We start from the raw sequence: 20,964 nt of genomic DNA on the forward strand, positions 1-20,964 counted from the left end.
TTGAAGTTTTTGCCTGGCGGCCATAGCGCCGTGGAACCACCTGATCCCATGCCGAACTCAGAAGTGAAACGCGGTAGCGCCGATGGTAGTGTGGCATTCGCCATGCGAGAGTAGGACACTGCCAGGCACCCAATTTGAAGAAGCCCGCTCAATCGAGCGGGCTTTTTTATTGTCTGAAATTCCTGTATTTGATCACCGCTTTATTCTAAGCCTCTCTTTATTGCTCATCTCGACCCGCCTCTTGCGCTCTTATTTCCCCATTCATCACTCAATATTTCTTCGTTTATTCCGCATGTTGGATATAAAAAGTACAGAATGTGATGCCTCTACCTTTCTTGTCGGGTCCGCTCTGCTTTAATTCGTCTGCCCACGATCGATGGGCCAAGGAATCACAATAATTTGAGGAATGGACACATGTTCAAGAGAACAGTAACGATGATACTGGCGGCGGGAACCCTGGTATTAGGTGGCTGCGCATCCAATGGTGGTGCGGAGCAAGGGGCGGATAACAGCGACTTCGGTGGCAAGTCCATCTACCTGCGCGGGGAGATGAACGACTGGATGGCGACCGATGAGAGCAAGGTGGTCAAGGTCGCCGACAAGTTGTATATGGCCAAAGGCACACTCAAGAAAGAGTGGGCGCCCTACAAGTTCAAGTTCGCTGACTCGGGCTGGAGCTGTGGCACCAACTTCGGCTACAAGAGCCCGAGTGACGGCGTCGCCGTGCTGGGCGGCGAGGCCGTACCGGTCAATCCCTGCTCCAAGTATGAGGACATGAAGTTCTCACCTGAGGCTGATGGGGTCTACGAGTTCTATCTGAATATGGCCGGTGAGACGCCAAGCGTTTACGTCAAGAAGCCCTGAGTCTGCCCTGATCGCTAAATCCTTCAGGAAATGAATCGGTTAAACGCCCCGACCCAGAAATCTGCTGGTCGGGGCGTTTTTTTAGGATTAGAATCAGCGCCCTCATGAGGTGGGTTATACTATATATAGTATCTATATGTCGTTATTTATCTATTAGTTGTGTTTTTAACCCATATCATGACGTCGTTGCATTCACATAAGGTGGCTTGAAAATGGCTAAATCCAACCCCGTGCTAGAGACCGAACTCGGCACCGGCCTCATCCCCATGCAGGAAACCTCCCTCGAGATCTGGGACAGCAAGTATCGTCTCAAGAGCAAGGATGGGGCCCCCATCGATGGCTCCATTGACGAGACCTACCAGCGGGTCGCCCGTGCCCTGGCCGAGCAAGAGCGCGAGCCTGATGCCTGGTATGAGTCTTTCCTGTGGGCGCTGCGCAATGGCGCCATCCCGGCGGGCCGGATCACCTCCAACGCGGGAGCCTTCGAGCACAAGCCGGCGACCTCGACCATCAACTGCACCGTCTCCGGCACCATCGAGGATTCGATGGATGACATTCTCGGCAAGGTGCACGAGGCGGGGCTGACCCTGAAGGCGGGTTGTGGCATCGGCTACGACTTCTCGACCCTGCGCCCGCGCGGCGCCTTCGTCTCCGGCGCCGGGGCCTATACCTCGGGCCCGCTCTCCTTCATGGATATCTACGACAAGATGTGTTTCACCGTCTCGTCGGCCGGTGGGCGGCGCGGCGCCCAGATGGGCACCATGGATATCCGTCACCCCGACGTGATCGAATTCATCCAGGCAAAGCGGGAAGATGGCCGTCTGCGCCAGTTCAACCTCTCCCTGCTCATCACCGAAGACTTCGTCAAGGCTGTGAAGGAGGATGCCCTCTGGCAGCTGATCTTCCCCTACACGGCCAAAGAGGTGGAGCAGGACGGCATAGCGCTGGATGATCCCGAAGTGGTGTTCTGGGCTGACTGGCCCAACAAGGAAGGGGTGGTCATCAACGCGCTGGGCCAGGTGGCCTGCAAGGTCTACAAGACCCTGCCGGCGCGCAAGCTGTGGAACGTCATCATGACCTCCACCTACGACTATGCGGAGCCCGGTTTCATCCTGATCGACAAGGTCAATCAGATGAACAACAACTGGTTCTGCGAAGAGATCCGTGCCACCAACCCCTGTGGCGAGCAGCCCTTGCCCCCCTATGGTGCCTGTCTGTTGGGCTCGGTCAACCTGACCAAGTTCGTGCGTCACCCCTTCACCGAGCAGGCCAGCTTCGACTGGCAGGCGTTTCGCAAGGTGGTGGCCATCTTCACCCGCATGCTGGACAACGTGGTGGAGATCAACCAGCTGCCCTTGCCCAAGCAGCGTGAGGAGATCACAGCCAAGCGTCGCCACGGCATGGGCTTCCTCGGCCTCGGCTCGACCCTCACCATGCTGCAGATAAAGTACGGCTCCGCCACCTCCGCCGCCTTCACCGAGCAGGTTTCTCAGGAGCTGGCCATGACCGGCTGGCAAGAGTCCCTGCGTCTGGCGAAAGAGAAGGGTCCGGCGCCCATCATGGAGCAGGAGTTCGAGGTGACCGGCAAGATGCTGCGCCTGCGTCCGGAGATGGCGGCCGATGGTATCAAGGTCGGCGACAGGCTCAAGGGCAAGGTGCTGCACACGCGCTACAGCCGCTACATGCAGCAGGTGGCCGAGGTGGATCCCGCCCTGGTGGCCGAGCTGGCCGAGGTGGGAGGACGTTTTACCCATCACAGCAGCATAGCGCCGACCGGTACCATCTCCTTGTCGCTGGCCAATAACGCCAGCAACGGCATAGAGCCGAGCTTCGCCCACCACTACAGTCGCAACGTCATCAAGCCGGGCAAGAAGAGCAAGGAGAGTGTGGATGTCTACTCCTTCGAGCTGCTGGCCTATCGCGAGCTGATCAACCGGGCTGCCATGCCCCATGGTGAAGAGGAAGGGACCCGCCTGCCGGATTACTTCATCACCGCCGACGACATCAGCCCGGCCCAGCACGTGGACATTCAGGCGGCGGCCCAGCGCTGGATCGACTCCTCCATCTCCAAGACCGCCAATGTGCCGACCGACTTCCCGTTCGAGCAGTTCAAGGACATCTACATGTATGCCTCGGACTCGGGGTTGAAGGGTTGTACCACCTTCCGCTTCAACCCTGAGGCCTTCCAGGGGGTGCTGGTGAAGGAGAAGGATCTGGAGAACACTCAGTACGAGTTCACCCTGGAGGATGGCTCCGTCATCACGGTCAGGGGCAACGAAGAGATCGAATACGATGGCGAGCTGCACACCGCCGCCAACCTCTATGACGCCTTGAAAGAAGGCTATTACGGTAAATTCTGAGAACAGATTATGGTCAAGAAGATCGACAAGAAAATCGTCGCCTACAAGGTGCGTACCAAGGATGAGCCGCAGGAAGCGCTGGCTCCCCAGGATGACGTGGTGCACATGCATGAGACTGTGCTGCGCCCGGAGCGCTTGATGGGCACCACCTACAAGCTGAAGACGCCGGAGCATGTCTCCGAACACTCGCTGTTCATCACCATCAACGACATCATTCTCAACGAGGGCACCGTCCACGAGACGCGCCGTCCGTTCGAGATCTTCATCAACTCCAAGAGCCTGGAACACTATCAGTGGATAGTGGCGCTGACCCGCATCATCTCGGCGGTGTTCCGCAAGGGCGGGGATGTCACCTTCCTGGTGGAGGAGCTGAGATCCGTATTCGATCCCAAGGGGGGCTACTGGAACAAGGGCAAGTATGTTCCCTCCCTGATCGCCGAAATTGGCAACGTGATCGAGACTCACCTCACCGAGATCGGCATGCTCAAGCCGGTCGGGCTGGATGAGCACCAGCAGGCGTTCCTGGCCGAGAAGCAGGCCGAGTTGCAAGCCGAGCAACACAGCCAGGAGCAGCAGGCCGGCAGCGGCTTCCCGGCCAATGCGGCGCTCTGCTACAAGTGCCACAGCAAGGCGCTGGTGCAGAAGGATGGCTGCATGACCTGCCTCAACTGCGGCGATTCGAAGTGTGGCTAGCAGGTGCGGTTAGCCGATAAGCAGTGCGAAAAGACCGGTCTATGGGCCGGTCTTTTCTATTGAGTATTTTCTGTTCAGTCGGTGGCGGGAGCCAAAGGGATTTGTTGCACGCTGGTAAAATCGGGCGTAGCGTGAGGGGTAATAAAACTGTCACGGCCGTGTGGTTTCAATGACATCTGAGATTCACACACGTGGCACCTTCAGTGCCAAGGAGGATGCTTATGGACAATACGGACCGAAAGCTGTTTATCCTGGATACCAACGTTCTGCTTCACGAACCCCTCGCCATCTACTCCTTCAAAGAGCACGACGTGCTCATCCCCATGACGGTGCTGGAAGAGCTCGACAACATCAAGGATCGTCAGAAAGACGTCAGCCGTGATGCGCGGGTCGCCATCCGTGCGCTGGAAGACGTGTTCCGTGACGCCAACCCTGAGCAGATAGTGCAAGGGGTGGCGCTGGCGGGTGAGGCGAGCGGTCATATCTCCATCTTCAGTGATCACCATCTGCCCCAGGATGCCGAGGTGTTCACCGACAAGGAGGCCGACAACCGCATCATCAACGCGGCCCTTTATTTGCAAAAGCACGAGATGAAACGCCAGGTGGTACTGGTGACCAAGGACATCAACATGCGCCTCAAGGCCAAGGGGGCCGGTCTGGCGCATGTGGAAGACTATCGCAGCGACCAGCTGATCGATGATATCCGGCTGCTGGCCAAGGGCTTCCAGGTGGTGCCGGGCAGCTTCTGGGAGCGGGTCGGCGAGTGCGACAGCGAGACCCATGGTCGCGACACCGTCCACGTGATCGACTCGAAACTGCTGGAGGGGGTGCACGTCAATCAGTACCTGCTGGACGAGGAGAACTTCTTCGCCGCCAGGGTATTGAGCAACGATGGCCACAAAATCCGCCTCAAGGATCTGGGCCGTGAGCGGTTGATGTCGCGCAAGGCCTGGGGCGTGCATCCCAAGAACATCTATCAGGGCATGGCGCTCGATGCTCTGCTCGATCCGCACATCGATCTGGTGATCCTGACCGGCCCGGCGGGCTGTGGCAAGACCTTGCTGGCCATGGCGGCGGCGCTGGAACTGGTGATCGAGAAGGGGATCTACGAGAAGGTGATAGTCACCCGCAACACCCCTGAGATCGCCGAGAGCATCGGCTTCCTGCCCGGTACCGAGGAGGAGAAGATGATGCCCTGGCTGGCGGCGGTGACCGACACCCTGGAGGTGCTGCACAAGCAGGACGAGAACATGAGCGGCTCCCTCAGCTACATCATGGAGAAGGCCAACATCCAGTTCAAGTCGGTCAACTTCATGCGCGGGCGCAGCATCCAGAACACCTTCGTGCTGCTGGACGAGTGCCAGAACCTGACCGCGTCCCAGATCAAGACCATCATCACCCGCTGTGGCGAGGGCACCAAGATCGTCTGCTCCGGCAACCTGGCCCAGATTGACTCCAACTATCTGAGCCCGGTGACCTCGGGTCTGACCTACATAGTCGAGCGTTTCAAGGATTTCGATGGCAGTGCCAATATCTTCCTGAACGGGGTGGTGCGCAGCAAGCTCGCCTCCTTTGCCGAGGAAAATCTCTGATCCAACCGAAGATCTTCATATAAGAAGGGAGGCCAATCGGCCTCCCTTTTTTGCTCCCGTCGCCGGGTCAGCGCCCCTGAGTCATTGCCCAAGGTAACGCAGCAGTCCCGGGTGATCGCTGTTTTGCAGGATATCCGGGGTGCCCTGCAGGGCGATACGCCCCTCGTCGACGAACAGCACCTGATCGGCGATGAGCTGGGCGTCTTCCGGATTGTGGGAAACCATCAGCACTGTGATGCCCTGCTCGCAGGCGAGCCTGGCCACCTCCGCCAGCATCTCCCGGCGCAGGGCCGGATCCAGGGCCGAGAAGGGTTCATCCAGCAGCAGCAACGGCTTGCCGCGCACCAGGGCGCGGGCCAGGCCCACCCGCTGCTGCTGGCCACCGGAAAGCTGCTCCGGCAGCCGCGCCAGCATCTCGCCAAGGCCCACCCGCTCTGCGGCCTGTTTCACCTGCTCGCGCTGGGCCTGGCTCAGGCGCAGACCAGGGTGCAGGCCGATGGCGATGTTGTCGAACACCGACAGGTGCAGGAACAGGTTGTGATCCTGAAACAGGGTGGTGACCGGGCGCTCGGCGGGGCCGAGCGGCAGCAGATCGACGCCATCGAAGCTGAGGCGGCCAGACTCTACCGGCACGAAACCGGCGATCATGCCGAGCAGGGTGGACTTGCCGGCGCCGCTCGGGCCGATCAGCGCGGTGATCTCCCCCCTGGGCAGGGTGGCGCTGAAGGTCACCCGCCAATCCGGGTAGCTGGTCGCCAGGTCATCAATGTTCAGCATTTTTTCCTCCAAGGCCCCGCTCTACCAGCCAGAACAGGGAGAAACACAGAATGAGCAGCAGCAGGGCGGTGGCCGCCGCATCGGTCAGCCGGTAGCTGCCGAGCTGTTGATAGAGCAGCCAGGGCAGGGTGGTGAGCGCCTGGCTGCCGAACATGGCGATGGCACCGAGATCCCCAAGGGACAATATCATGGAGAGCGCCATGGCCAGCGCCAGCGGGCGGCGCAGCAAGGGCCACTCCACCAGCCGCAGCCGATGCAGGCCGCGCACCCCCAGGCTGTCGGCCAGCCTGTCGTACTGGCGCACCACCAGCTGCATGGGGGCGCTGAGGGTGCGCAGCACATAGGGCAGCGCCATCAGGGCATTGACCAGCACCACCAGCCAGGGCCCCAGGGCGAACACATCGACGAAGGGCATAAACATGATGAACAGACCGGTGGAGAGCACCACCGCCGGGATCATCAGGATCATGGATCCGCTGGCCTCCCACAGGGCGGCGGCTCGCCGCTTGCGGGCGCGCACCCGCAGGTGACGGCTGGTGAGCAGCAGGGCGGCGCCGAGCAGGGTGGCCAGCAGCCCCGCCGCCAGCGCGATGGCCAGCGACTGGCCGCCCGCCTGCCACAGCTGGGGTGAGCGCAGGGCCGTCAGCAGGCCGGGGTTGAGGCCCGCGATCAGGATGGCCAGCAGCGGCGGCAGGAAGATGGCGAGCCCGAGCAGCAGGGCGGCGCCGTCCAGCCAGCGGGTACCCGGCTGGAGGCGGTCCGGTCGCAGGCAGGGACGGCGACTGCTGAGCCGGCTGGAGGGGGTGGTCTGCAGCCGGTGTTGCAGCATCAGCAGGGCGGCGGTCAGCAGCAGTTGTACCAGCGCCAAGCCGCCCGCGGTGGCGAGATCGAAGTCAAAGCGCAGCGCCTGATAGACGGCCACCTCCAAGGTGGTGGACTTGGGGCCGCCGCCGAGCGCCAGCACTGTGGTGAAGCTGGTGAAGCAGAGCATGAAGATGAGGCTGGCCAGCCCCGGCAAGATGCCGCGGATGAGCGGCCACTCCAGCAGCCGGAAGATGTGGGAGGAGCGCATGCCAAGCTGGCTGGCGAGGCGCCAGCTCGATTCCGGGATGCCCTCAATGCTCTGCAGGATGAGGCGCGCCGCCAGCGGCATGTTGAAGAACACGTGGGCCAGCAGGATGCCGAACAGGCCATACAGGTAGTTGCCGGGATCCAGCCCCAGGCTGCGCAGCCCCTGCGGCAACCAGCCCTGGCCGCCGTGCACCGCGACTATGCCGAAGATGGCGATGATGACCGGCAGCACCAGGGAGAGGCCAAACAGCTTGAGCAGCAGGCGACGGCCGGGGAAACGGCGCCGAGCCAGGGCGCGGGCGACCGGAATGGCCAGCCCCAGGCTCAGCAGGGTGGAGAGCAGCGCCTGCCCCAGGCTGAAGCCCAGCACATGGCGCAGGTAGGGATCGGCCAGCAAGGTGCTGGGGAGAGTCCCCGCCTGCCACAGCAGGGCGGTGAGGGGGCCCAGCGACAGCAGCAGGATGAGAACGGTGGCTGCGCTGCCCGGCAGCCACCAGAGAGGGCGAGAGGGGCTCACTGGGTGACGGCTTGCAGCCACTCGCGGATCCAGCCCTTGCGGTTGGCGGCCACCTCATCGCTGGCAAAGCTCAGCGGCTTGGCTACCGAGATCATCTGCTCGAAGCCCTTGGGCAGGGGAACTTCCGTCACAGGATACATCCAGTTGCCGGCGGGGATCTCCTGTTGGAAGGCGGGGCTTATCATGAACTGCAGGAAGCGGTCGGCCAGCTTGTCTTGCTTGGCGCCTGCCAGCTTGGCTGCCACCTCCACCTGGCGGTAGTGCCCCTCCTCGAAGGCGGCAGCCTGATACTGGGGCTTGCCCTCGGCGATGAGGTGATAGGCGGGGGAGGTGGTGTAGGAGAGTACCATGTCGGCCTCGCCATCGAGGAACATGCCATAGGCCTCGGACCAGCCCTTGGTGACGGTGACCGTCTTCTTGGCGAGTCGGGCCCAGGCGGCGATGGCCTGGTCACCGTAGACCGACTTCATCCACAGCATCAGCCCCTGACCCGGGGTGGAGGTGCGCGGATCCTGATAGATCACCTTGATGTCCTGGCGCTCGACCAGCTCTCTCAGGCTCTTGGGGGGCTGCTTGAGTTTGTCCTTGTCATAGACGAAGGCGAAGTAGCCGTAGTCATAGGGGACGAAGGTGTCATCCTGCCAGCCACCCGGCACCTTGAGTGCGGCCAGATCCGTGTGATGGGGGGCGAACAGCCCGCTCTGCTTGGCCTCGCTGACCAGTGCATCGTCCAGCCCCAGCACCAGGTCGGCCTTGCTGTGCTTGCCCTCCAGCCGCAGCCGGTTGAGGATGGCGACGCCATCCTCCAGTGCCACCAGATTGAGGGTGCAGCCGCACTCCTGCTCGAACGCCTGCTTGATCTTGGGACCAGGACCCCATTCGGCGGCGAAGGAGCTGTAGGTGTAGACGGTGAGAGTGTCGGCCGCGAAGGCTTGGGCCGAGAGCAGGCTGGCGGCAACCAGCAGAAGGGGTTTCATCAATGGCACTCCCTGTGAGTGGTGAGGTGCCAGCAACCGGTATTGCATCGGCGGCACTTCCTGTGGGTCCTGAGGTGCCAGCCGCATGAATCTCAGCGCTGGCACTTCTGCTATGGGTCAGGTGCCAGCGGATGAGAGCGCAAAAAACGAGCGCCATGCCTCAAATTCCTCCGCCAGCATTATCTGGATCAGGTTCACGGGTATAATCTCAGCGGTAAACCGCACCCCGTTTGAGCAACGAATCGCATTGTATTAACGTTCTCGGGGGGAGGCTAGCACAAACTTGTGCCCCGGGGACCCAGGGGGCCGCGACAGCAGGAGATGCGAGTGATCACCAGCACCAAGGAAAGACGCGCCTTCGCGCGCATGCTCATCAATGCCCCGGTCACCCTCTTCCAGCATCAGCAGGTGCTGGAGGGCATCTGCCGGGATCTCAGTGCCAACGGCATGGGCGTCGAGGTGAATGAACACGGCTTCGATCCGCAGCAACTCATCCGCATCAGCCTGGCGACCAGCAGCAACCTGCTGCCACCGTTCGAGGTCCAGGCCCGCATAGTGCGGGTGCTGGAGGAGGAGAAGGGGCTGTTGCTGGCGCTGGAGTTTCAGTCTCTGACCTGAACCGGCTGCACCTTCCACTGCTTGCTATCGACCAGCGTCTTGCTGGTCGATGCTATTTGGCCCATCGGCAGCTGGGCGGGCCCGGTCGGCTCCAGCAACAGATAGGTCTGCCCCTCCCAGGCCAGGGTCGCATCCCCCGGCTTGGCCGGCAGGGCGACCCCCAGCAGGGTATGGCCCGGCACGAACACCATGGCCTGGGGCAGCTCGGGAAAACGCTGGGCGAGCATGGCCGCCATCAGGGTGACCTTGCTGTCACAATCCCCCTGATTCTGCTCCAGCACCTGACGGGGACTGAGGAAGCCCTTGCCGGTCCGGCCTGAAGGGCTGTCGAGCAGGCGGTAGGGAATGGCCTGGATGAAGTCGAGCATCTGGGCCACCGTTTGCTGCCGTACCTCCGTCTCGGTGGCGCCCTCCTGTGTCAGCAGCTCGGTCAGCGGCGCCAGCTCCTGCCGGCTCTCCAGGGCGATGCGCACATGATCCTGCTTGATGGCGGGATGGCCATCGGGCGGGGTAAAGGGCTGGAAGTAGTGCTGCTTGAGCCACTCCGCCTCCAGCTTGCTGCGCTCAGGCCCGACCCAGTCCCGGGCTGCCCTGGCCTGCTCGGCGTTGCGACTCTTGATGCTCAGCAGCAGATCGGGGCGGGAGAGGGAGAACTGCACTTCGGGGAAGTCGATGACGGCCTGCTGCAGCAGCCGTTGCAACACCTCCTCCTGCATCCGGTCCGGGCGATAGGCGATGAGCGGCGGCAGCGTGCCGGGGGCCAGCTGGTAGCTGACTTGCTGGCTCTTGCCCTCGCTGTCCTGCCAGCCGGTGTCGATCTGGCCGCCACTGTTGTTGAAGTAGCGCTGGCTCGCCCCCGCCGGCAGCACCAGCAGGGCGCAGAGCAGGGCCAGGCCCCCGTATCTCCTCATCCTTCCCTCGCTCACCCTCTACTCCCGCCGACATGAAAACAGGGAGCCTTGGCTCCCTGCTGATTCTACCCGTTTTCTGGCGGCGCAAGCCCGCATCTGAACGAGCTTGCTCAGATCCAGCTCGGTTGCCTGGCCTCGAAGGCGTCGATGGCGGCCTCGTGTTGCAGGGTCAGCCCGATGGCGTCCAGCCCGTTGAGCAGGCAGTAGCGGCGGAACTCGTCGATCTCGAAGCTAAAACACAGCGCACCGGCGCGCACCTGGTTGGCCTCCAGATCCACCTCGATCTGCAGGCCTGGAGTGGCCGCGACCAGCTGGAACAGCGCCTCCACCTCTTGCTCTTGCAGGCGCACCGGCACCAGGCCGTTGTTGATGGCGTTGCCGTAGAAGATGTCGGCGAAGCTCGGCGCTATCAGGGTCTTGAAGCCGTAATCCGCCAGCGCCCAGGGGGCGTGCTCGCGGCTCGAGCCGCAGCCGAAGTTCTCCCGGGCCAGCAGTATGCTGGCGCCAGCAAAACGCGGCTGGTTCAGCACGAACTCGGGGTTCGCTTGCTGGCCGGCGTCATCCAGGAAGCGCCAGTCGTGGAACAGGTGCTTGCCAAAACCGGTGCGGTTCACCTTCTGCAGAAACTGCTTGGGAATGATGGCGTCGGTGTCGACGTTGGCGCTGTCGAGGGGGACGACGATCCCTTTGTGTTGCTTAAAGCCTGTCATCTTGTTCTCCTCGTTACAGTGCGCGAATGTCGGCGAAACGACCGGTGACGGCGGCGGCGGCAGCCATGGCCGGGCTCACCAGATGGGTGCGGCCGGCACGGCCCTGACGCCCCTCGAAGTTACGGTTGCTGGTGGAGGCGCAGCGCTCCCCCGGTTGCAGCCGGTCGTTGTTCATGGCCAGACACATGGAGCAGCCGGGCAAACGCCACTCGAAGCCCGCCTCGATGAAGATCTTGTCGAGACCCTCGGCCTCGGCCTGGGCCTTGACCTGCTCCGAGCCCGGCACCACCAGCGCCTGCACTCCGGCGGCGACCTTGCGGCCACGGGCGATGGCGGCGGCGGCACGCAGATCCTCGATGCGGCTGTTGGTACAGGAGCCGATGAACACCTTGTCGATGGTGACGTCACTGAGCCTCTGACCCGGCTGCAGATCCATGTAGGCGAGCGCCTTGCGGGCGGACTGCTGCTCCATCAGATCGGCGAAGGAGTCCGGATCCGGGATGGGCTCATTGACGGAGATCACCTGGCCCGGGTTGGTGCCCCAGGTCACCTGGGGCGCGATGGCGGCGGCATCCAGCACCACCTCGGCATCGAAGCTGGCATCGGCATCGCTCTTGAGGGTCTGCCAGTAGGTGATGGCTTGCGCCAATGACTCGCCGGTGGGCGCGAATACCTTGCCACGGATGTAGTCGATGGTGGTCTGGTCGGGGGCTATCATGCCCGCCTTGGCGCCGAGCTCGATGGCCATGTTGCACACCGTCATGCGCCCTTCCATGGAGAGACCCGTGATGGCGTCCCCCGCGAACTCCACCACATAACCGGTACCGCCGGCCGAGCCGACCTTGCCTATGATGGCGAGCACCACGTCCTTGGCGCTGATGCCCTCGGCCAGCTTGCCGTTGACGCTGATGCGCATGGTCTTGGCCCGGCCCTGCTTCAGGGTCTGGGTGGCCATCACGTGCTCCACCTCTGAGGTGCCGATGCCGAACGCCAGGGAGCCGAAGGCGCCGTGGGTGGCGGTGTGGGAGTCGCCGCAGACTATGGTGGTGCCGGGCAGGGTGATGCCGAGTTCGGGCCCCATCACGTGGACTATGCCCTGATACTGGTGGTTCAGATCGTAGAGCCGGACGCCGAACTCCTTGCAGTTGTCGGCAAGCGTCTCCATCTGGATGCGGGCCATCTCGCCGGAGGCAGCGATGTCCTTGGTGGTGGTGGAGACGTTGTGATCCATGGTGGCCCAGGTGAGATCCGGGCGGCGCAACGGACGGTTCATGGCGCGCAGGCCGTCGAACGCCTGCGGGCTGGTCACTTCGTGCACCAGGTGGCGGTCTATGTAGATGAGCGGCGTTTCGCCTGCCACTTCCCGCACCACATGGGCGTCGAACACTTTCTGATAGAGGGTCTTGGACATTGCTCTTTCCTTGTTATTCAAACCGTTGCCATCAAATGCGCGCGGCGATCTGGGAGCCCATGTCGGCGGTGTTCTGCACCGGGTGACGGGCCGTTGCCTGATGAAGGTCGGCGGTGAAGTAACCCTCGGCCAGGGCCTGGGCCACGGCCTGCTCGATGGCCTGGGCGGCGGCTTCCTGGCCCAGACTGTAGCGCAGCATCAGGGCGGCGGAGAGGATCTGGGCTATGGGGTTGGCGATGCCTTTGCCGGCGATGTCCGGCGCCGAGCCACCGGCCGGTTCGAACAGGCCGAAGCCGGATTCGTTCAGGCTGGCGGAGGGCAGCAGCCCCATGGAGCCGGTGATCATGGCGCACTCGTCGGAGAGGATGTCACCGAACAGGTTGGAGCAGAGCAGCACGTCGAACTGGGACGGATCCTTGATGAGCTGCATGGTGGCGTTGTCGATGTACATGTGGTTGAGGGCCACATCCGGGTAGGACTTGGCAACCTGGGTCACCACCTCGCGCCACAGGATGGAGGAGGCGAGCACGTTGGCCTTGTCGATGGAGGTCACTTTGCTGCGGCGCACCAGGGCAGATTCGAACGCGATCTTGGCGATGCGCTCGATCTCGAAGCGATGGTACACCTCGGTGTCGAACGCCTTCTCGAGGGCACCTTCTCCCTCGCGCCCCTTGGGCTGGCCGAAGTAGATGCCGCCGGTCAGCTCGCGCACGCAGGCGATGTCAAAGCCGCGATCCGAGATGTCGGCACGCAGCGGCGAGAACTGCTCGAGGCCGGTGTAGATGCGGGCCGGACGCAGGTTGCAGAACAGCTTGAAGTGGGCGCGCAGGGGCAGCAGGGCGCCGCGTTCCGGCTGATCGTTGGGGGCCAGATGCTCCCACTTGGGGCCGCCGACCGAACCAAACAGCACGGCATCGGCCGCCTCGCAGCCTGCTATGGTGCTCGGGGGCAGCGGGGTGCCATGGTTGTCGATGGCGATGCCGCCGACGTCGTGGCGATCATAGTCGAGGGAGAAGCCGAATTTGGTCTGTACCTTGGCCAGCACCTTGATGGCTTCGGCCATCACTTCCGGGCCAATGCCGTCACCCGGCAATACTGCGATCCGATAACTGCTCATACTGTTTCCGTCCTGATGTTGTTATTGAGCGCCATCTGCTCAGTGACCCGATACGGCGATCCGATCACTGTTCAGGCGGTCTCTGTCCTGATGTCGTTATTGAGCTCCATCCGCTCAGACTGTTTCCGATTTGATACTGTTATTGCGTTCCATCTGTTCGGCGACCTGATCGGCGCGCCAGATGCTGTTGATGACATGGACCAGGGCCTGGGCCGAGGACTCGATGATGTCGGTGGCCAGCCCCATACCATGGAATTTGCGGCCCTTGTATTCGGCGACGATGTCGACCTGGCCGAGGGCGTTCTTGCCTTCCCCCTTGCCCTTGAGCTCGTACTTGTCGATGCGGATCTCGTAGCCGGTGATGCGATTGATGCACTGGTAGACCGCATCCACAGGACCGTTGCCGGTGGCCGCTTCGCAGATCAGATCCTGACCCACCTTCAGCTTGACCGAGGCGGTGGCGAGCACCGAGCTGCCGCTCTGCACGCCGAGGTACTCCAGCTTGAAGTGCTCGGGCTCCTCGTGGATCTGGCTGAAGAAGGCGAGCGCCTCGAGATCATAATCGAACACCTGGCCCTTCTTGTCGGCCAGGGTCAGGAACTTGCCGTAGAGGTCGTCGAGGTCGTAGCTGCTCTCGAGGTAACCCATGCTCTCCATGCGGTGCTTGATCACGTGGCGACCGGAGCGGGAAGTCATGTTCAGGCTGTTCTGGGTCAGGCCGATGCTCTCGGGGGTGATGATCTCGTAGGTGTTCTTGGCCTTGAGCACGCCGTCCTGATGGATGCCGGAGCTGTGGGAGAAGGCATTGGCGCCGACGATGGCCTTGTTCGGCTGCACCGGCATGTTGCACAGCTGACTGACCAGGGTGCTGGTGCGGTGGATCTCGCCGTGGCGGATGTTGGTGTGGACCCCGAGCAGGTCGGCGCGGGTTTTGAGGATCATCGCCACCTCTTCCAGCGAGCAGTTGCCCGCTCGCTCGCCGATGCCGTTGATGGTGCACTCGATCTGGCGGGCCCCCATCTGTACGGCGCCGATGGAGTTTGCCACCGACAGGCCGAGATCATCGTGGCAGTGCACCGAGATGATGGCCTGATCGATGTTCGGCACCCGGTTGAACAGGGTCTGGATGATGCCGGAGAACTCGGTCGGTACCGTGTAGCCGACGGTATCCGGGATGTTGATGGTGCGGGCGCCGGCCTTGATGGCGGCCTCGACCATGCGGCACAGGTTATCGATGGGGGTGCGGCCCGCATCCTCGCAGGAGAACTCCACGTCGTCGGTGTAACGGCGAGCATGCTTGACCGCGCTGATGCCCATCTCCAGCACATCCTCGAAGCTCTTCTTGAGCTTGCTCTCCACGTGGATGGAGGAGGTGGAGATAAAGGTATGGATGCGGAAGGCTTCCGCGACCTTCAAGGCTTCGCCGGCGGCATCTATGTCCTTGGGCAGGGCACGGGCCAGGGCGCAGACCCGGCTGTTCTTGATGTGGCGGGCTATGGTCTGCACCGAGAGAAAATCACCGGGGGAAGAGACCGGGAAGCCCACCTCCATGACGTCGACCCCGAGCCGCTCGAGGGCCTGGGCGATCTGCAGCTTCTCCTTGACCGTCAAGCTGGCCGACAGGGCCTGCTCACCATCACGCAAGGTGGTATCGAATATGATGACCCGATCTGACATGTGACTTCCCTCTTCCTAAGTTCGGTACCGGCACCCTGCATGGCATAAAAAAACCCGTGCGGGGTGCACGGGTTTTTGTAAATTCCGGCTATGCCATAGCCCGGCTACAAAGATCCCGCGCGACGAGTCGCGATTAGGGAAAGCAATAGTAGCGGGGCGGCAATAGGCATGATGACTCAATCCTTCTAGTCGATAACGCTTCTACCAATATCGAGATTTTTATGCTGTGTCAACACGAACCGACAGGTTCAATCCGCTGTGTTATTTAATCGGATTGTAAAGGAATGCAAATTTCCTTGTCCCATATTCGGTTCATGCCTGATCATCTGGTTATTCCTGCTGTACTCGATCACCCGCACGATTCAGATCGACTTATCAGCTATTGCTGAATTATCTGAGGTATTCCATGGAAAAACGCAGACCAGGTCGTCCGGTCGGACGCTCCGACATCCGTGACAAGCTGCTTGCCGCCGCGCGCGAGCGTTTTCTCAACACGCCCTACAGCAAGGTGACGACCCGCGAGATCGCCGAGCTGGCCGGCTCCAATCTGGCGATGATCCATTACTACTTCGGCAGCAAAGAGGGCCTCTACAAGGCCGTGCTGGGGGATGTGGCCGAGCCGCTGGATCAGGCCTGGCATGACGAGAGCAGCAACCGCAGCCTCAACGATCTGCTCAATACCTACTATCAGGTGATGGCCCCCAACAGCGAGTTGACCTCCGCCATCTCCAGTGCGTTATCGACCGAGAAGAGCCCGGGCCGGGATTTTGTGCTGAACCGCCTGTTGGAGCGTCAACTGCCCCAGTTCGATGCCCTGCTGGAATCCATGCGATCCAGCGGTCAGCTCGGTGACAACCTGGATCCCGAGATGCTGAAGATCTCCTTCCTCAGCATGATGTGGCAGCCGTTCGTGATGAAGGATCTCTATGAGCAGGTGTTCGGCCTGACCGTGGACGAGAGCTTCATGAGCCGACTGGCGGACCACAACTGCCGACTGATGGAAAGCGGGCTGCGCGCCTCCGTGAACTGAGTCTTCACTCGCATCACTCCAGAAAAGGGCCGCTCGGCCCTTTTTTCATCGCGCTTTTCACAAATCTGTTATCTGTCCTTCAACCAAGTGTCACCCCGCCGCCCTAGTCTGCAGCAAGACGTCAGGGAAGGAGGGGTTATGAACAAGATCCAGCAATGGGACCTGCGGGTGTGCCGTCTCTGCCTGCTCCATCCTTACAACCGCCCACAGGCCAGGATCAGCCGGGCCATCTCCCGCACCGGCGACGGCCCGCTCTATGCCGTGCTGGCCGCCCTGCTCTGGTGGCAGGGCGGTGCACAGCGCGAGACGGTGCAGATCGCCGTGCTGGCCTTTGCCCTCGAACTACCGCTCTATCTGCTGCTCAAGAATGCCCTGAAACGCCAGCGCCCGGTGGGGTTGCCGGTCTTCATCACCCCCTCAGATCGCTACAGCCTGCCGTCCGGTCATACCGCCGCCGCCTTCCTGATGGCAACGGTGCTGGCCGCCAGCTTCCCGCTCTGGGCCCCGCTGCTGTTCCTCTGGGCCATGTTGGTGGGAGCATCGCGGCTGCTGCTCGGGGTGCACTATTTGAGCGATCTGGTGGCCGGGGCCCTGCTCGGCGGTGGCTGCGCCTTGTGGGCATTGAGCGGGAGTCAGGGATGAAGATACTGTTTGGCGTGCAGGGTACCGGCAATGGTCACATCAGTCGCAGCCGCACCCTGGCCAGGGCGCTGAAAGCCAGGGGGATAGAGGTCGATTACCTGTTCAGCGGCCGGCCGGCCGATGGTTACTTCGAGATGAGCGAGTTTGGGCATTATCGCACCTTCGCCGGCATCAGCTTCGTCAGCCACGAGGGGAGCATCTCGGGCTGGCGCACCCTCAAGGGGCTCTCTCCCTGGCGTTTCTGGCAGGACATGCGGGCCCTCGACTGCCGCGATTACGATCTGGTGATCAGCGATTTCGAGCCACTCAGCGCCCATGCCGCCCGTCGCTGGCAAAAGCCGAGCCTGACCATCAGCCATCAGGCCAGTTTCGACTGGTCCATTCCGCGCTGGGGGGAGAGCGGCTTCAGCCGCCAGCTGATGCGCCGCTTCGCCCCGGTCCGGCAGTCGTTGGGGCTGCACTGGTTTCACTTCGGTCAGCCGCTGTTGCCCCCCATCATAGACCCCATAGCGCTGGCACCGGACAATCACCAGATCCTGGTCTACCTGCCATTCGAACAGACCGAGCAGATCGCGGCCCTGCTGTCGCGCTTCAACCAGCAGCACTTCGTCTGCTTCCACCCCGCCATCCGCACCCCTAGCCAGTGGCACAACATCCACTTCGAGCCCCTGGCGCGAGAAGGCTTCAAGCAAATCTTGGCCGGTTGCCGCGGGGTCATCACCAATGCCGGTTTCGAGCTGGCCTCGGAGGCGCTATCTCTCGGCAAGAAGCTGCTGGTCAAGCCGCTCGGTGGCCAGTTCGAGCAGCTGACCAATGGCAAGACCCTGGAGCTGATGGGGCTGGCCCAGCTGATGGAGACCCTGGACGCCAACGGGGTCAGAGCCTGGCTGGAGGCGCCGGCGCCGGGGGCCATCCGCTATCCAGACGTGGCGGCCGAGCTGGCCGACTGGCTGGCAGCCGGCGCGGTGGAGGGGATCGAGCAGTTGTCCCGCCGCCTGTGGGCCAGGACCCTCTTCCCGGAGGAGGTGTGCGATCGTCTCAGCGAGCTGGAGGGGCGCATGGCATTGACGCGCCCCTGGTTATCGCAACTCAGCGCCTTTGACTAGACTGAAATGATCCCATCAAGGAGAGGACGGACAACATGCGCTTTACCAATGAAAACGGCGATACCATGACCCTGGCGGACAATCTGACACTCCATGAACTACTGGACATGGGGGTCAGCATCTCGGTCTGCGAGGAGACGGATCCGGATCAGCAGATCTGGCTGGTGGAGCCCGAACAGGACCATTGAGTCCCAGGCTGATTGAGGGCCCACCCCGGCGGGTGGGCCATTTATTTCCGTCTCGGCCCGAATTTGCAGCATGATTCGCTGGTTTCCCTCCCATCCCCCCCGCTTTCTTTTCGGTCAGATGACCAAGTCACTGAATGTTAATAGCTGTTTGAAATTTATGACTGTTCTGGTCAGACAAAGCCGTGGACAAGCGTTCACAGGCGGGTTAAGTTGGTTTTTCACCCGATTTTGGGGTGAATGATGGAAAAAACCTATTTTTCTACTATCGACGGCTCCGAACTCGCCTGGTCTGGATGCAGACAACAACAAGAGACGGATCGGCGCTGCCGGGAAGCAGCGGACTGTCGATAGTTTTTGCTTAACGGAGCAAAGCCTGGAGGGCTTTATCATGGAGATGTTATCAGGCGCCCAGATGGTAGTTAGAGCGCTGGAAGATCAGGGAGTGGAGCACGTCTTTGGCTACCCTGGTGGCTCAGTGCTCGACATCTATGACGCTCTCTTCGAAAACGGCAAGATGGAACACATCCTGGTGCGGCACGAGCAGGCCGCGGTGCACATGGCGGACGGCTACGCCCGCTCCACCGGCAAGGTGGGCACTGTGCTGGTGACCTCGGGTCCCGGCGCCACCAACTGCATCACCGGCATCGCCACCGCCTACATGGACTCGATCCCCCTGGTGATCCTGTCCGGCCAGGTGCCGACCAGCATGATCGGGGAAGATGCCTTCCAGGAGACCGACATGATCGGCATCTCCCGTCCTGTGGTGAAGCACAGCTTCCTGTGCAAGAAGGCCAGCGATATTCCCGATGCCATCAAGAAGGCCTACTACATTGCCGCCAGTGGCCGCCCGGGGCCTGTGGTGGTGGATCTGCCCAAAGACGTGCAGAACCCGAAAGAGAAGTTCCCCTATCAGTATCCCGAGTCCGTCTCGCTGCGCTCCTACAATCCGACCAAGGCCGGACACAAGGGCCAGATCAAGCGGGCCGCCAAGTTGCTGACCGAGGCCCAGCGCCCGGTCATGTACGTGGGCGGTGGCGCCATCAACGCCAATGCGGATCATCTGGTGACCAAGCTGGCCGAGTTGCTGAACCTGCCGGTGACCACCACCCTGATGGGGCTCGGGGCCTTCCCCGGCACCCATCCGCAGTTCATCGGCATGCTCGGCATGCACGGCACCTTCGAAGCGAACAAGACCATGCACAACGCGGATCTGATCTTCGCCGTGGGTGCCCGCTTCGATGACAGGGTCACCAACAACGTGGCCAAGTTCTGCCCCAATGCCACCATAGTCCACATCGACATAGATCCCACCTCCATCTCCAAGACGGTGCAGGCCCACGTGCCCATCGTCGGCTCGGTGGAAACCGTGCTGGAGCAGATGCTGGAGGTGATCCGTGAGTGCGGCTTCGACAATGACAAGCAGGCGCTGACGGAGTGGTGGGAACAGATAGCGCAGTGGCGCTCCCGCAACTGCCTGGCCTACGAGACCCATCCCAACCTGATCAAGCCACAGCAGGTGATAGAGGCGCTCTACAAGGTGACCAAGGGCGAGGCGTTCGTCGCCTCCGACGTGGGTCAGCACCAGATGTTTGCCGCGCTCTACTACCCCTTCGCCAAGCCGCGCCAGTGGATCAACTCCGGCGGCCTCGGCACCATGGGCTTCGGCATTCCCGCCGCCATGGGCGCCCAGTTTGCCAATCCGGATGCGGTGGTGTGCTGCGTGACCGGTGACGGCTCGGTGCAGATGAACATCCAGGAGCTCTCCACCTGTCTGCAATACGGGGTGCCCATCAAGATCATCTCCATCAACAACCGCGCCCTCGGCATGGTCAAGCAGTGGCAGAAGATGTTCTACGGCGGTCGTCACAGCCACTCCTACATGGAGTCACTGCCGGATTTCGTCAAGCTGGCGGAAGCCTATGGCCACGTCGGCATCGCGGTGAGCGATCCGGCGGAGCTCGAGAGCGCCATGGAGAAGGCCTTCGCCCTGAAGGATCGGCTGGTGTTCATGGACATCTCGGTCGACCCGGATGAGCACGTCTATCCGATGCAGATCAAGTTTGGTGCCATGGACGAGATGTGGCTGAGCAAGACGGAGAGAACCTGATGAGACATATTATTTCCGTTCTGTTGGAAAACGAGTCCGGCGCCCTGAGTCGTGTGGTGGGCCTCTTCTCCCAGCGCGGCTACAACATCGAGACCCTGACGGTGGCCCCCACCGAGGATCCGACCCTGTCGCGCATGACCATAGTCACCATGGGCGACGAGCGGGTGCTGGAGCAGATCCAGAAGCAGCTGCACAAGCTGGTGGACGTGCTCAAGGTGTGCGATCTCAGCGAAGGTGAACACATCGAGCGGGAGATCGCCCTGGTCAAGGCGCGCGCCGCCGGTGGCGCCCGCGACGAGCTGAAGCGGCTGGCGGACATCTTCCGTGGCCAGATCGTCGACGTGACCCCGGAGCAGTACACGGTGCAGCTCGTCGGGACGAGTGAGAAGCTGGACGCCTTCATCAAGACGGCGGCCCAGACCAACGAGATCATCGAGGTGGTGCGCTCAGGGGTCTGCGGCATCTCCCGCGCCGACAAGGCACTGCGTCCCTGATACCGCTGGTTGGCTGCATCATCCCAAAGGGGCTCTTCGGAGCCCCTTTGTCATGGGTACCATGGGGGGAGGGGCAGAGCGAGTCTGTCATTTTCTTTCAAA

Annotated in this window: 19 protein-coding genes, 1 rRNA gene and 1 riboswitch; of the genes, 12 read left to right on the forward strand and 8 right to left on the reverse strand. The window is 61.9% G+C overall.

The window, feature by feature from the left end:
• The first annotated feature begins 12 nt into the window (after positions 1-12).
• The 5 genes from rrf (at position 13) to AACW18_RS08475 (ending at position 5,509) form a co-directional block, all read left to right on the forward strand.
• Positions 13-127: ribosomal RNA gene (rrf, locus tag AACW18_RS08455) — 5S ribosomal RNA — on the forward strand.
• Between the two features lie 287 nt (positions 128-414).
• Positions 415-864, forward strand: coding sequence for a pullulanase (locus tag AACW18_RS08460; RefSeq protein ID WP_218388376.1), 450 nt, complete (start codon positions 415-417; stop codon positions 862-864).
• 212 nt (positions 865-1,076) lie between these two features.
• The gene (locus AACW18_RS08465; protein WP_218388377.1) at positions 1,077-3,224 is read left to right on the forward strand and encodes an adenosylcobalamin-dependent ribonucleoside-diphosphate reductase; all 2,148 of its coding nucleotides are present in this window, start codon (positions 1,077-1,079) and stop codon (positions 3,222-3,224) included.
• Positions 3,225-3,233: 9 nt separating this feature from the next.
• Entirely contained in the window at positions 3,234-3,917 is a 684-nt protein-coding gene (locus AACW18_RS08470) for a TSCPD domain-containing protein (RefSeq protein WP_218388378.1), read from the forward strand.
• A gap of 221 nt (positions 3,918-4,138) precedes the next feature.
• Positions 4,139-5,509, forward strand: coding sequence for a PhoH family protein (locus AACW18_RS08475; RefSeq protein WP_042654292.1), 1,371 nt, complete (start codon positions 4,139-4,141; stop codon positions 5,507-5,509).
• An 81-nt stretch (positions 5,510-5,590) separates the two neighbouring features.
• On the opposite strand, the gene thiQ is transcribed toward AACW18_RS08475, so the two are convergent.
• The 3 genes from thiQ to thiB are packed head-to-tail and all read right to left on the reverse strand — an operon-like array spanning position 5,591 to position 8,851.
• Complete coding sequence (gene thiQ, locus AACW18_RS08480) at positions 5,591-6,286, reverse strand: thiamine ABC transporter ATP-binding protein (RefSeq protein WP_218388379.1); 696 nt, start codon at positions 6,284-6,286, stop codon at positions 5,591-5,593.
• On the reverse strand, positions 6,273-7,895 hold the full coding sequence (gene thiP / locus AACW18_RS08485) for a thiamine/thiamine pyrophosphate ABC transporter permease (protein ID WP_371317027.1): 1,623 nt from the start codon (positions 7,893-7,895) through the stop codon (positions 6,273-6,275). Before thiP ends, thiQ begins: the two co-directional genes overlap by 14 nt.
• Positions 7,871-8,851 (reverse strand): thiamine ABC transporter substrate binding subunit, encoded by a 981-nt coding sequence (gene thiB / locus AACW18_RS08490; RefSeq protein ID WP_218388380.1) that lies wholly within the window; start codon positions 8,849-8,851, stop codon positions 7,871-7,873. Before thiB ends, thiP begins: the two co-directional genes overlap by 25 nt.
• A 148-nt stretch (positions 8,852-8,999) precedes the next feature.
• Positions 9,000-9,090: riboswitch (TPP riboswitch) on the reverse strand.
• A gap of 88 nt (positions 9,091-9,178) precedes the next feature.
• Here thiB and AACW18_RS08495 point away from each other — a divergent pair.
• Entirely contained in the window at positions 9,179-9,469 is a 291-nt protein-coding gene (locus tag AACW18_RS08495) for a PilZ domain-containing protein (RefSeq protein ID WP_218291708.1), read from the forward strand.
• Here the strand turns inward: AACW18_RS08495 and AACW18_RS08500 are convergent.
• The 5 genes from AACW18_RS08500 to leuA all read right to left on the reverse strand — a co-directional run bounded on the left by AACW18_RS08500 (position 9,454) and on the right by leuA (position 15,295).
• Complete coding sequence (locus AACW18_RS08500; protein WP_218388381.1) at positions 9,454-10,380, reverse strand: transglutaminase domain-containing protein; 927 nt, start codon at positions 10,378-10,380, stop codon at positions 9,454-9,456. The two genes, AACW18_RS08495 and AACW18_RS08500, sit on opposite strands and share 16 nt — an antisense overlap.
• Before the next feature lie 110 nt (positions 10,381-10,490).
• Complete coding sequence (leuD, locus tag AACW18_RS08505) at positions 10,491-11,090, reverse strand: 3-isopropylmalate dehydratase small subunit (RefSeq protein ID WP_218388382.1); 600 nt, start codon at positions 11,088-11,090, stop codon at positions 10,491-10,493.
• A gap of 13 nt (positions 11,091-11,103) precedes the next feature.
• The gene (leuC, locus tag AACW18_RS08510) at positions 11,104-12,501 is read right to left on the reverse strand and encodes a 3-isopropylmalate dehydratase large subunit (protein WP_218388383.1); all 1,398 of its coding nucleotides are present in this window, start codon (positions 12,499-12,501) and stop codon (positions 11,104-11,106) included.
• Positions 12,502-12,532: 31 nt separating this feature from the next.
• Positions 12,533-13,618 carry a 3-isopropylmalate dehydrogenase gene (leuB, locus tag AACW18_RS08515; RefSeq protein ID WP_218388384.1) on the reverse strand — a complete coding sequence of 362 codons (1,086 nt, stop codon included), beginning with the start codon at positions 13,616-13,618 and terminating at the stop codon, positions 12,533-12,535.
• 114 nt (positions 13,619-13,732) lie between these two features.
• Entirely contained in the window at positions 13,733-15,295 is a 1,563-nt protein-coding gene (gene leuA / locus AACW18_RS08520; RefSeq protein ID WP_218388385.1) for a 2-isopropylmalate synthase, read from the reverse strand.
• Between the two features lie 406 nt (positions 15,296-15,701).
• On the opposite strand from leuA, the gene AACW18_RS08525 reads away from it, so the two are divergent.
• The 6 genes from AACW18_RS08525 (at position 15,702) to ilvN (ending at position 20,862) form a co-directional block, all read left to right on the forward strand.
• Entirely contained in the window at positions 15,702-16,325 is a 624-nt protein-coding gene (locus AACW18_RS08525) for a TetR/AcrR family transcriptional regulator (RefSeq protein ID WP_042654283.1), read from the forward strand.
• A 138-nt stretch (positions 16,326-16,463) separates the two neighbouring features.
• On the forward strand, positions 16,464-16,967 hold the full coding sequence (locus tag AACW18_RS08530; RefSeq protein WP_218291713.1) for a phosphatase PAP2 family protein: 504 nt from the start codon (positions 16,464-16,466) through the stop codon (positions 16,965-16,967).
• Positions 16,964-18,073, forward strand: coding sequence for an MJ1255/VC2487 family glycosyltransferase (locus AACW18_RS08535; RefSeq protein ID WP_218388386.1), 1,110 nt, complete (start codon positions 16,964-16,966; stop codon positions 18,071-18,073). The genes AACW18_RS08530 and AACW18_RS08535 overlap by 4 nt, the downstream gene beginning before the upstream one ends.
• A 35-nt stretch (positions 18,074-18,108) precedes the next feature.
• Positions 18,109-18,261: a hypothetical protein gene (locus AACW18_RS08540; protein WP_126623399.1), complete on the forward strand. Its 153-nt coding sequence runs from the start codon at positions 18,109-18,111 to the stop codon at positions 18,259-18,261.
• A 388-nt stretch (positions 18,262-18,649) separates the two neighbouring features.
• The gene (locus tag AACW18_RS08545) at positions 18,650-20,368 is read left to right on the forward strand and encodes an acetolactate synthase 3 large subunit (protein ID WP_218291715.1); all 1,719 of its coding nucleotides are present in this window, start codon (positions 18,650-18,652) and stop codon (positions 20,366-20,368) included.
• On the forward strand, positions 20,368-20,862 hold the full coding sequence (gene ilvN, locus AACW18_RS08550) for an acetolactate synthase small subunit (protein ID WP_005311605.1): 495 nt from the start codon (positions 20,368-20,370) through the stop codon (positions 20,860-20,862). The genes AACW18_RS08545 and ilvN overlap by 1 nt, the downstream gene beginning before the upstream one ends.
• Positions 20,863-20,964 lie beyond the last annotated feature (102 nt).

Origin of the sequence: Aeromonas sp. sia0103 (assembly GCF_963895295.1) — a bacterium.
In the GTDB taxonomy this organism is placed as follows: Bacteria; Pseudomonadota; Gammaproteobacteria; order Enterobacterales; family Aeromonadaceae; genus Aeromonas; species Aeromonas encheleia.

Bases quoted from the DNA above. Each gene is read 5' to 3' on its own strand.
- AACW18_RS08460 (WP_218388376.1), top strand. From the start codon at position 415: ATGTTCAAGAGAACAGTAACGATGATACTGGCGGCGGGAACCCTGGTA.
- AACW18_RS08465 (WP_218388377.1), top strand. From the start codon at position 1,077: ATGGCTAAATCCAACCCCGTGCTAGAGACCGAACTCGGCACCGGCCTC.
- AACW18_RS08470 (WP_218388378.1), top strand. From the start codon at position 3,234: ATGGTCAAGAAGATCGACAAGAAAATCGTCGCCTACAAGGTGCGTACC.
- AACW18_RS08475 (WP_042654292.1), top strand. From the start codon at position 4,139: ATGGACAATACGGACCGAAAGCTGTTTATCCTGGATACCAACGTTCTG.
- thiQ (WP_218388379.1), bottom strand. From the start codon at position 6,286: ATGCTGAACATTGATGACCTGGCGACCAGCTACCCGGATTGGCGGGTG.
- thiB (WP_218388380.1), bottom strand. From the start codon at position 8,851: ATGAAACCCCTTCTGCTGGTTGCCGCCAGCCTGCTCTCGGCCCAAGCC.
- AACW18_RS08500 (WP_218388381.1), bottom strand. From the start codon at position 10,380: ATGAGGAGATACGGGGGCCTGGCCCTGCTCTGCGCCCTGCTGGTGCTG.
- leuD (WP_218388382.1), bottom strand. From the start codon at position 11,090: ATGACAGGCTTTAAGCAACACAAAGGGATCGTCGTCCCCCTCGACAGC.
- leuC (WP_218388383.1), bottom strand. From the start codon at position 12,501: ATGTCCAAGACCCTCTATCAGAAAGTGTTCGACGCCCATGTGGTGCGG.
- leuB (WP_218388384.1), bottom strand. From the start codon at position 13,618: ATGAGCAGTTATCGGATCGCAGTATTGCCGGGTGACGGCATTGGCCCG.
- leuA (WP_218388385.1), bottom strand. From the start codon at position 15,295: ATGTCAGATCGGGTCATCATATTCGATACCACCTTGCGTGATGGTGAG.
- AACW18_RS08525 (WP_042654283.1), top strand. From the start codon at position 15,702: ATGGAAAAACGCAGACCAGGTCGTCCGGTCGGACGCTCCGACATCCGT.
- AACW18_RS08530 (WP_218291713.1), top strand. From the start codon at position 16,464: ATGAACAAGATCCAGCAATGGGACCTGCGGGTGTGCCGTCTCTGCCTG.
- AACW18_RS08535 (WP_218388386.1), top strand. From the start codon at position 16,964: ATGAAGATACTGTTTGGCGTGCAGGGTACCGGCAATGGTCACATCAGT.
- AACW18_RS08540 (WP_126623399.1), top strand. From the start codon at position 18,109: ATGCGCTTTACCAATGAAAACGGCGATACCATGACCCTGGCGGACAAT.
- AACW18_RS08545 (WP_218291715.1), top strand. From the start codon at position 18,650: ATGGAGATGTTATCAGGCGCCCAGATGGTAGTTAGAGCGCTGGAAGAT.
- ilvN (WP_005311605.1), top strand. From the start codon at position 20,368: ATGAGACATATTATTTCCGTTCTGTTGGAAAACGAGTCCGGCGCCCTG.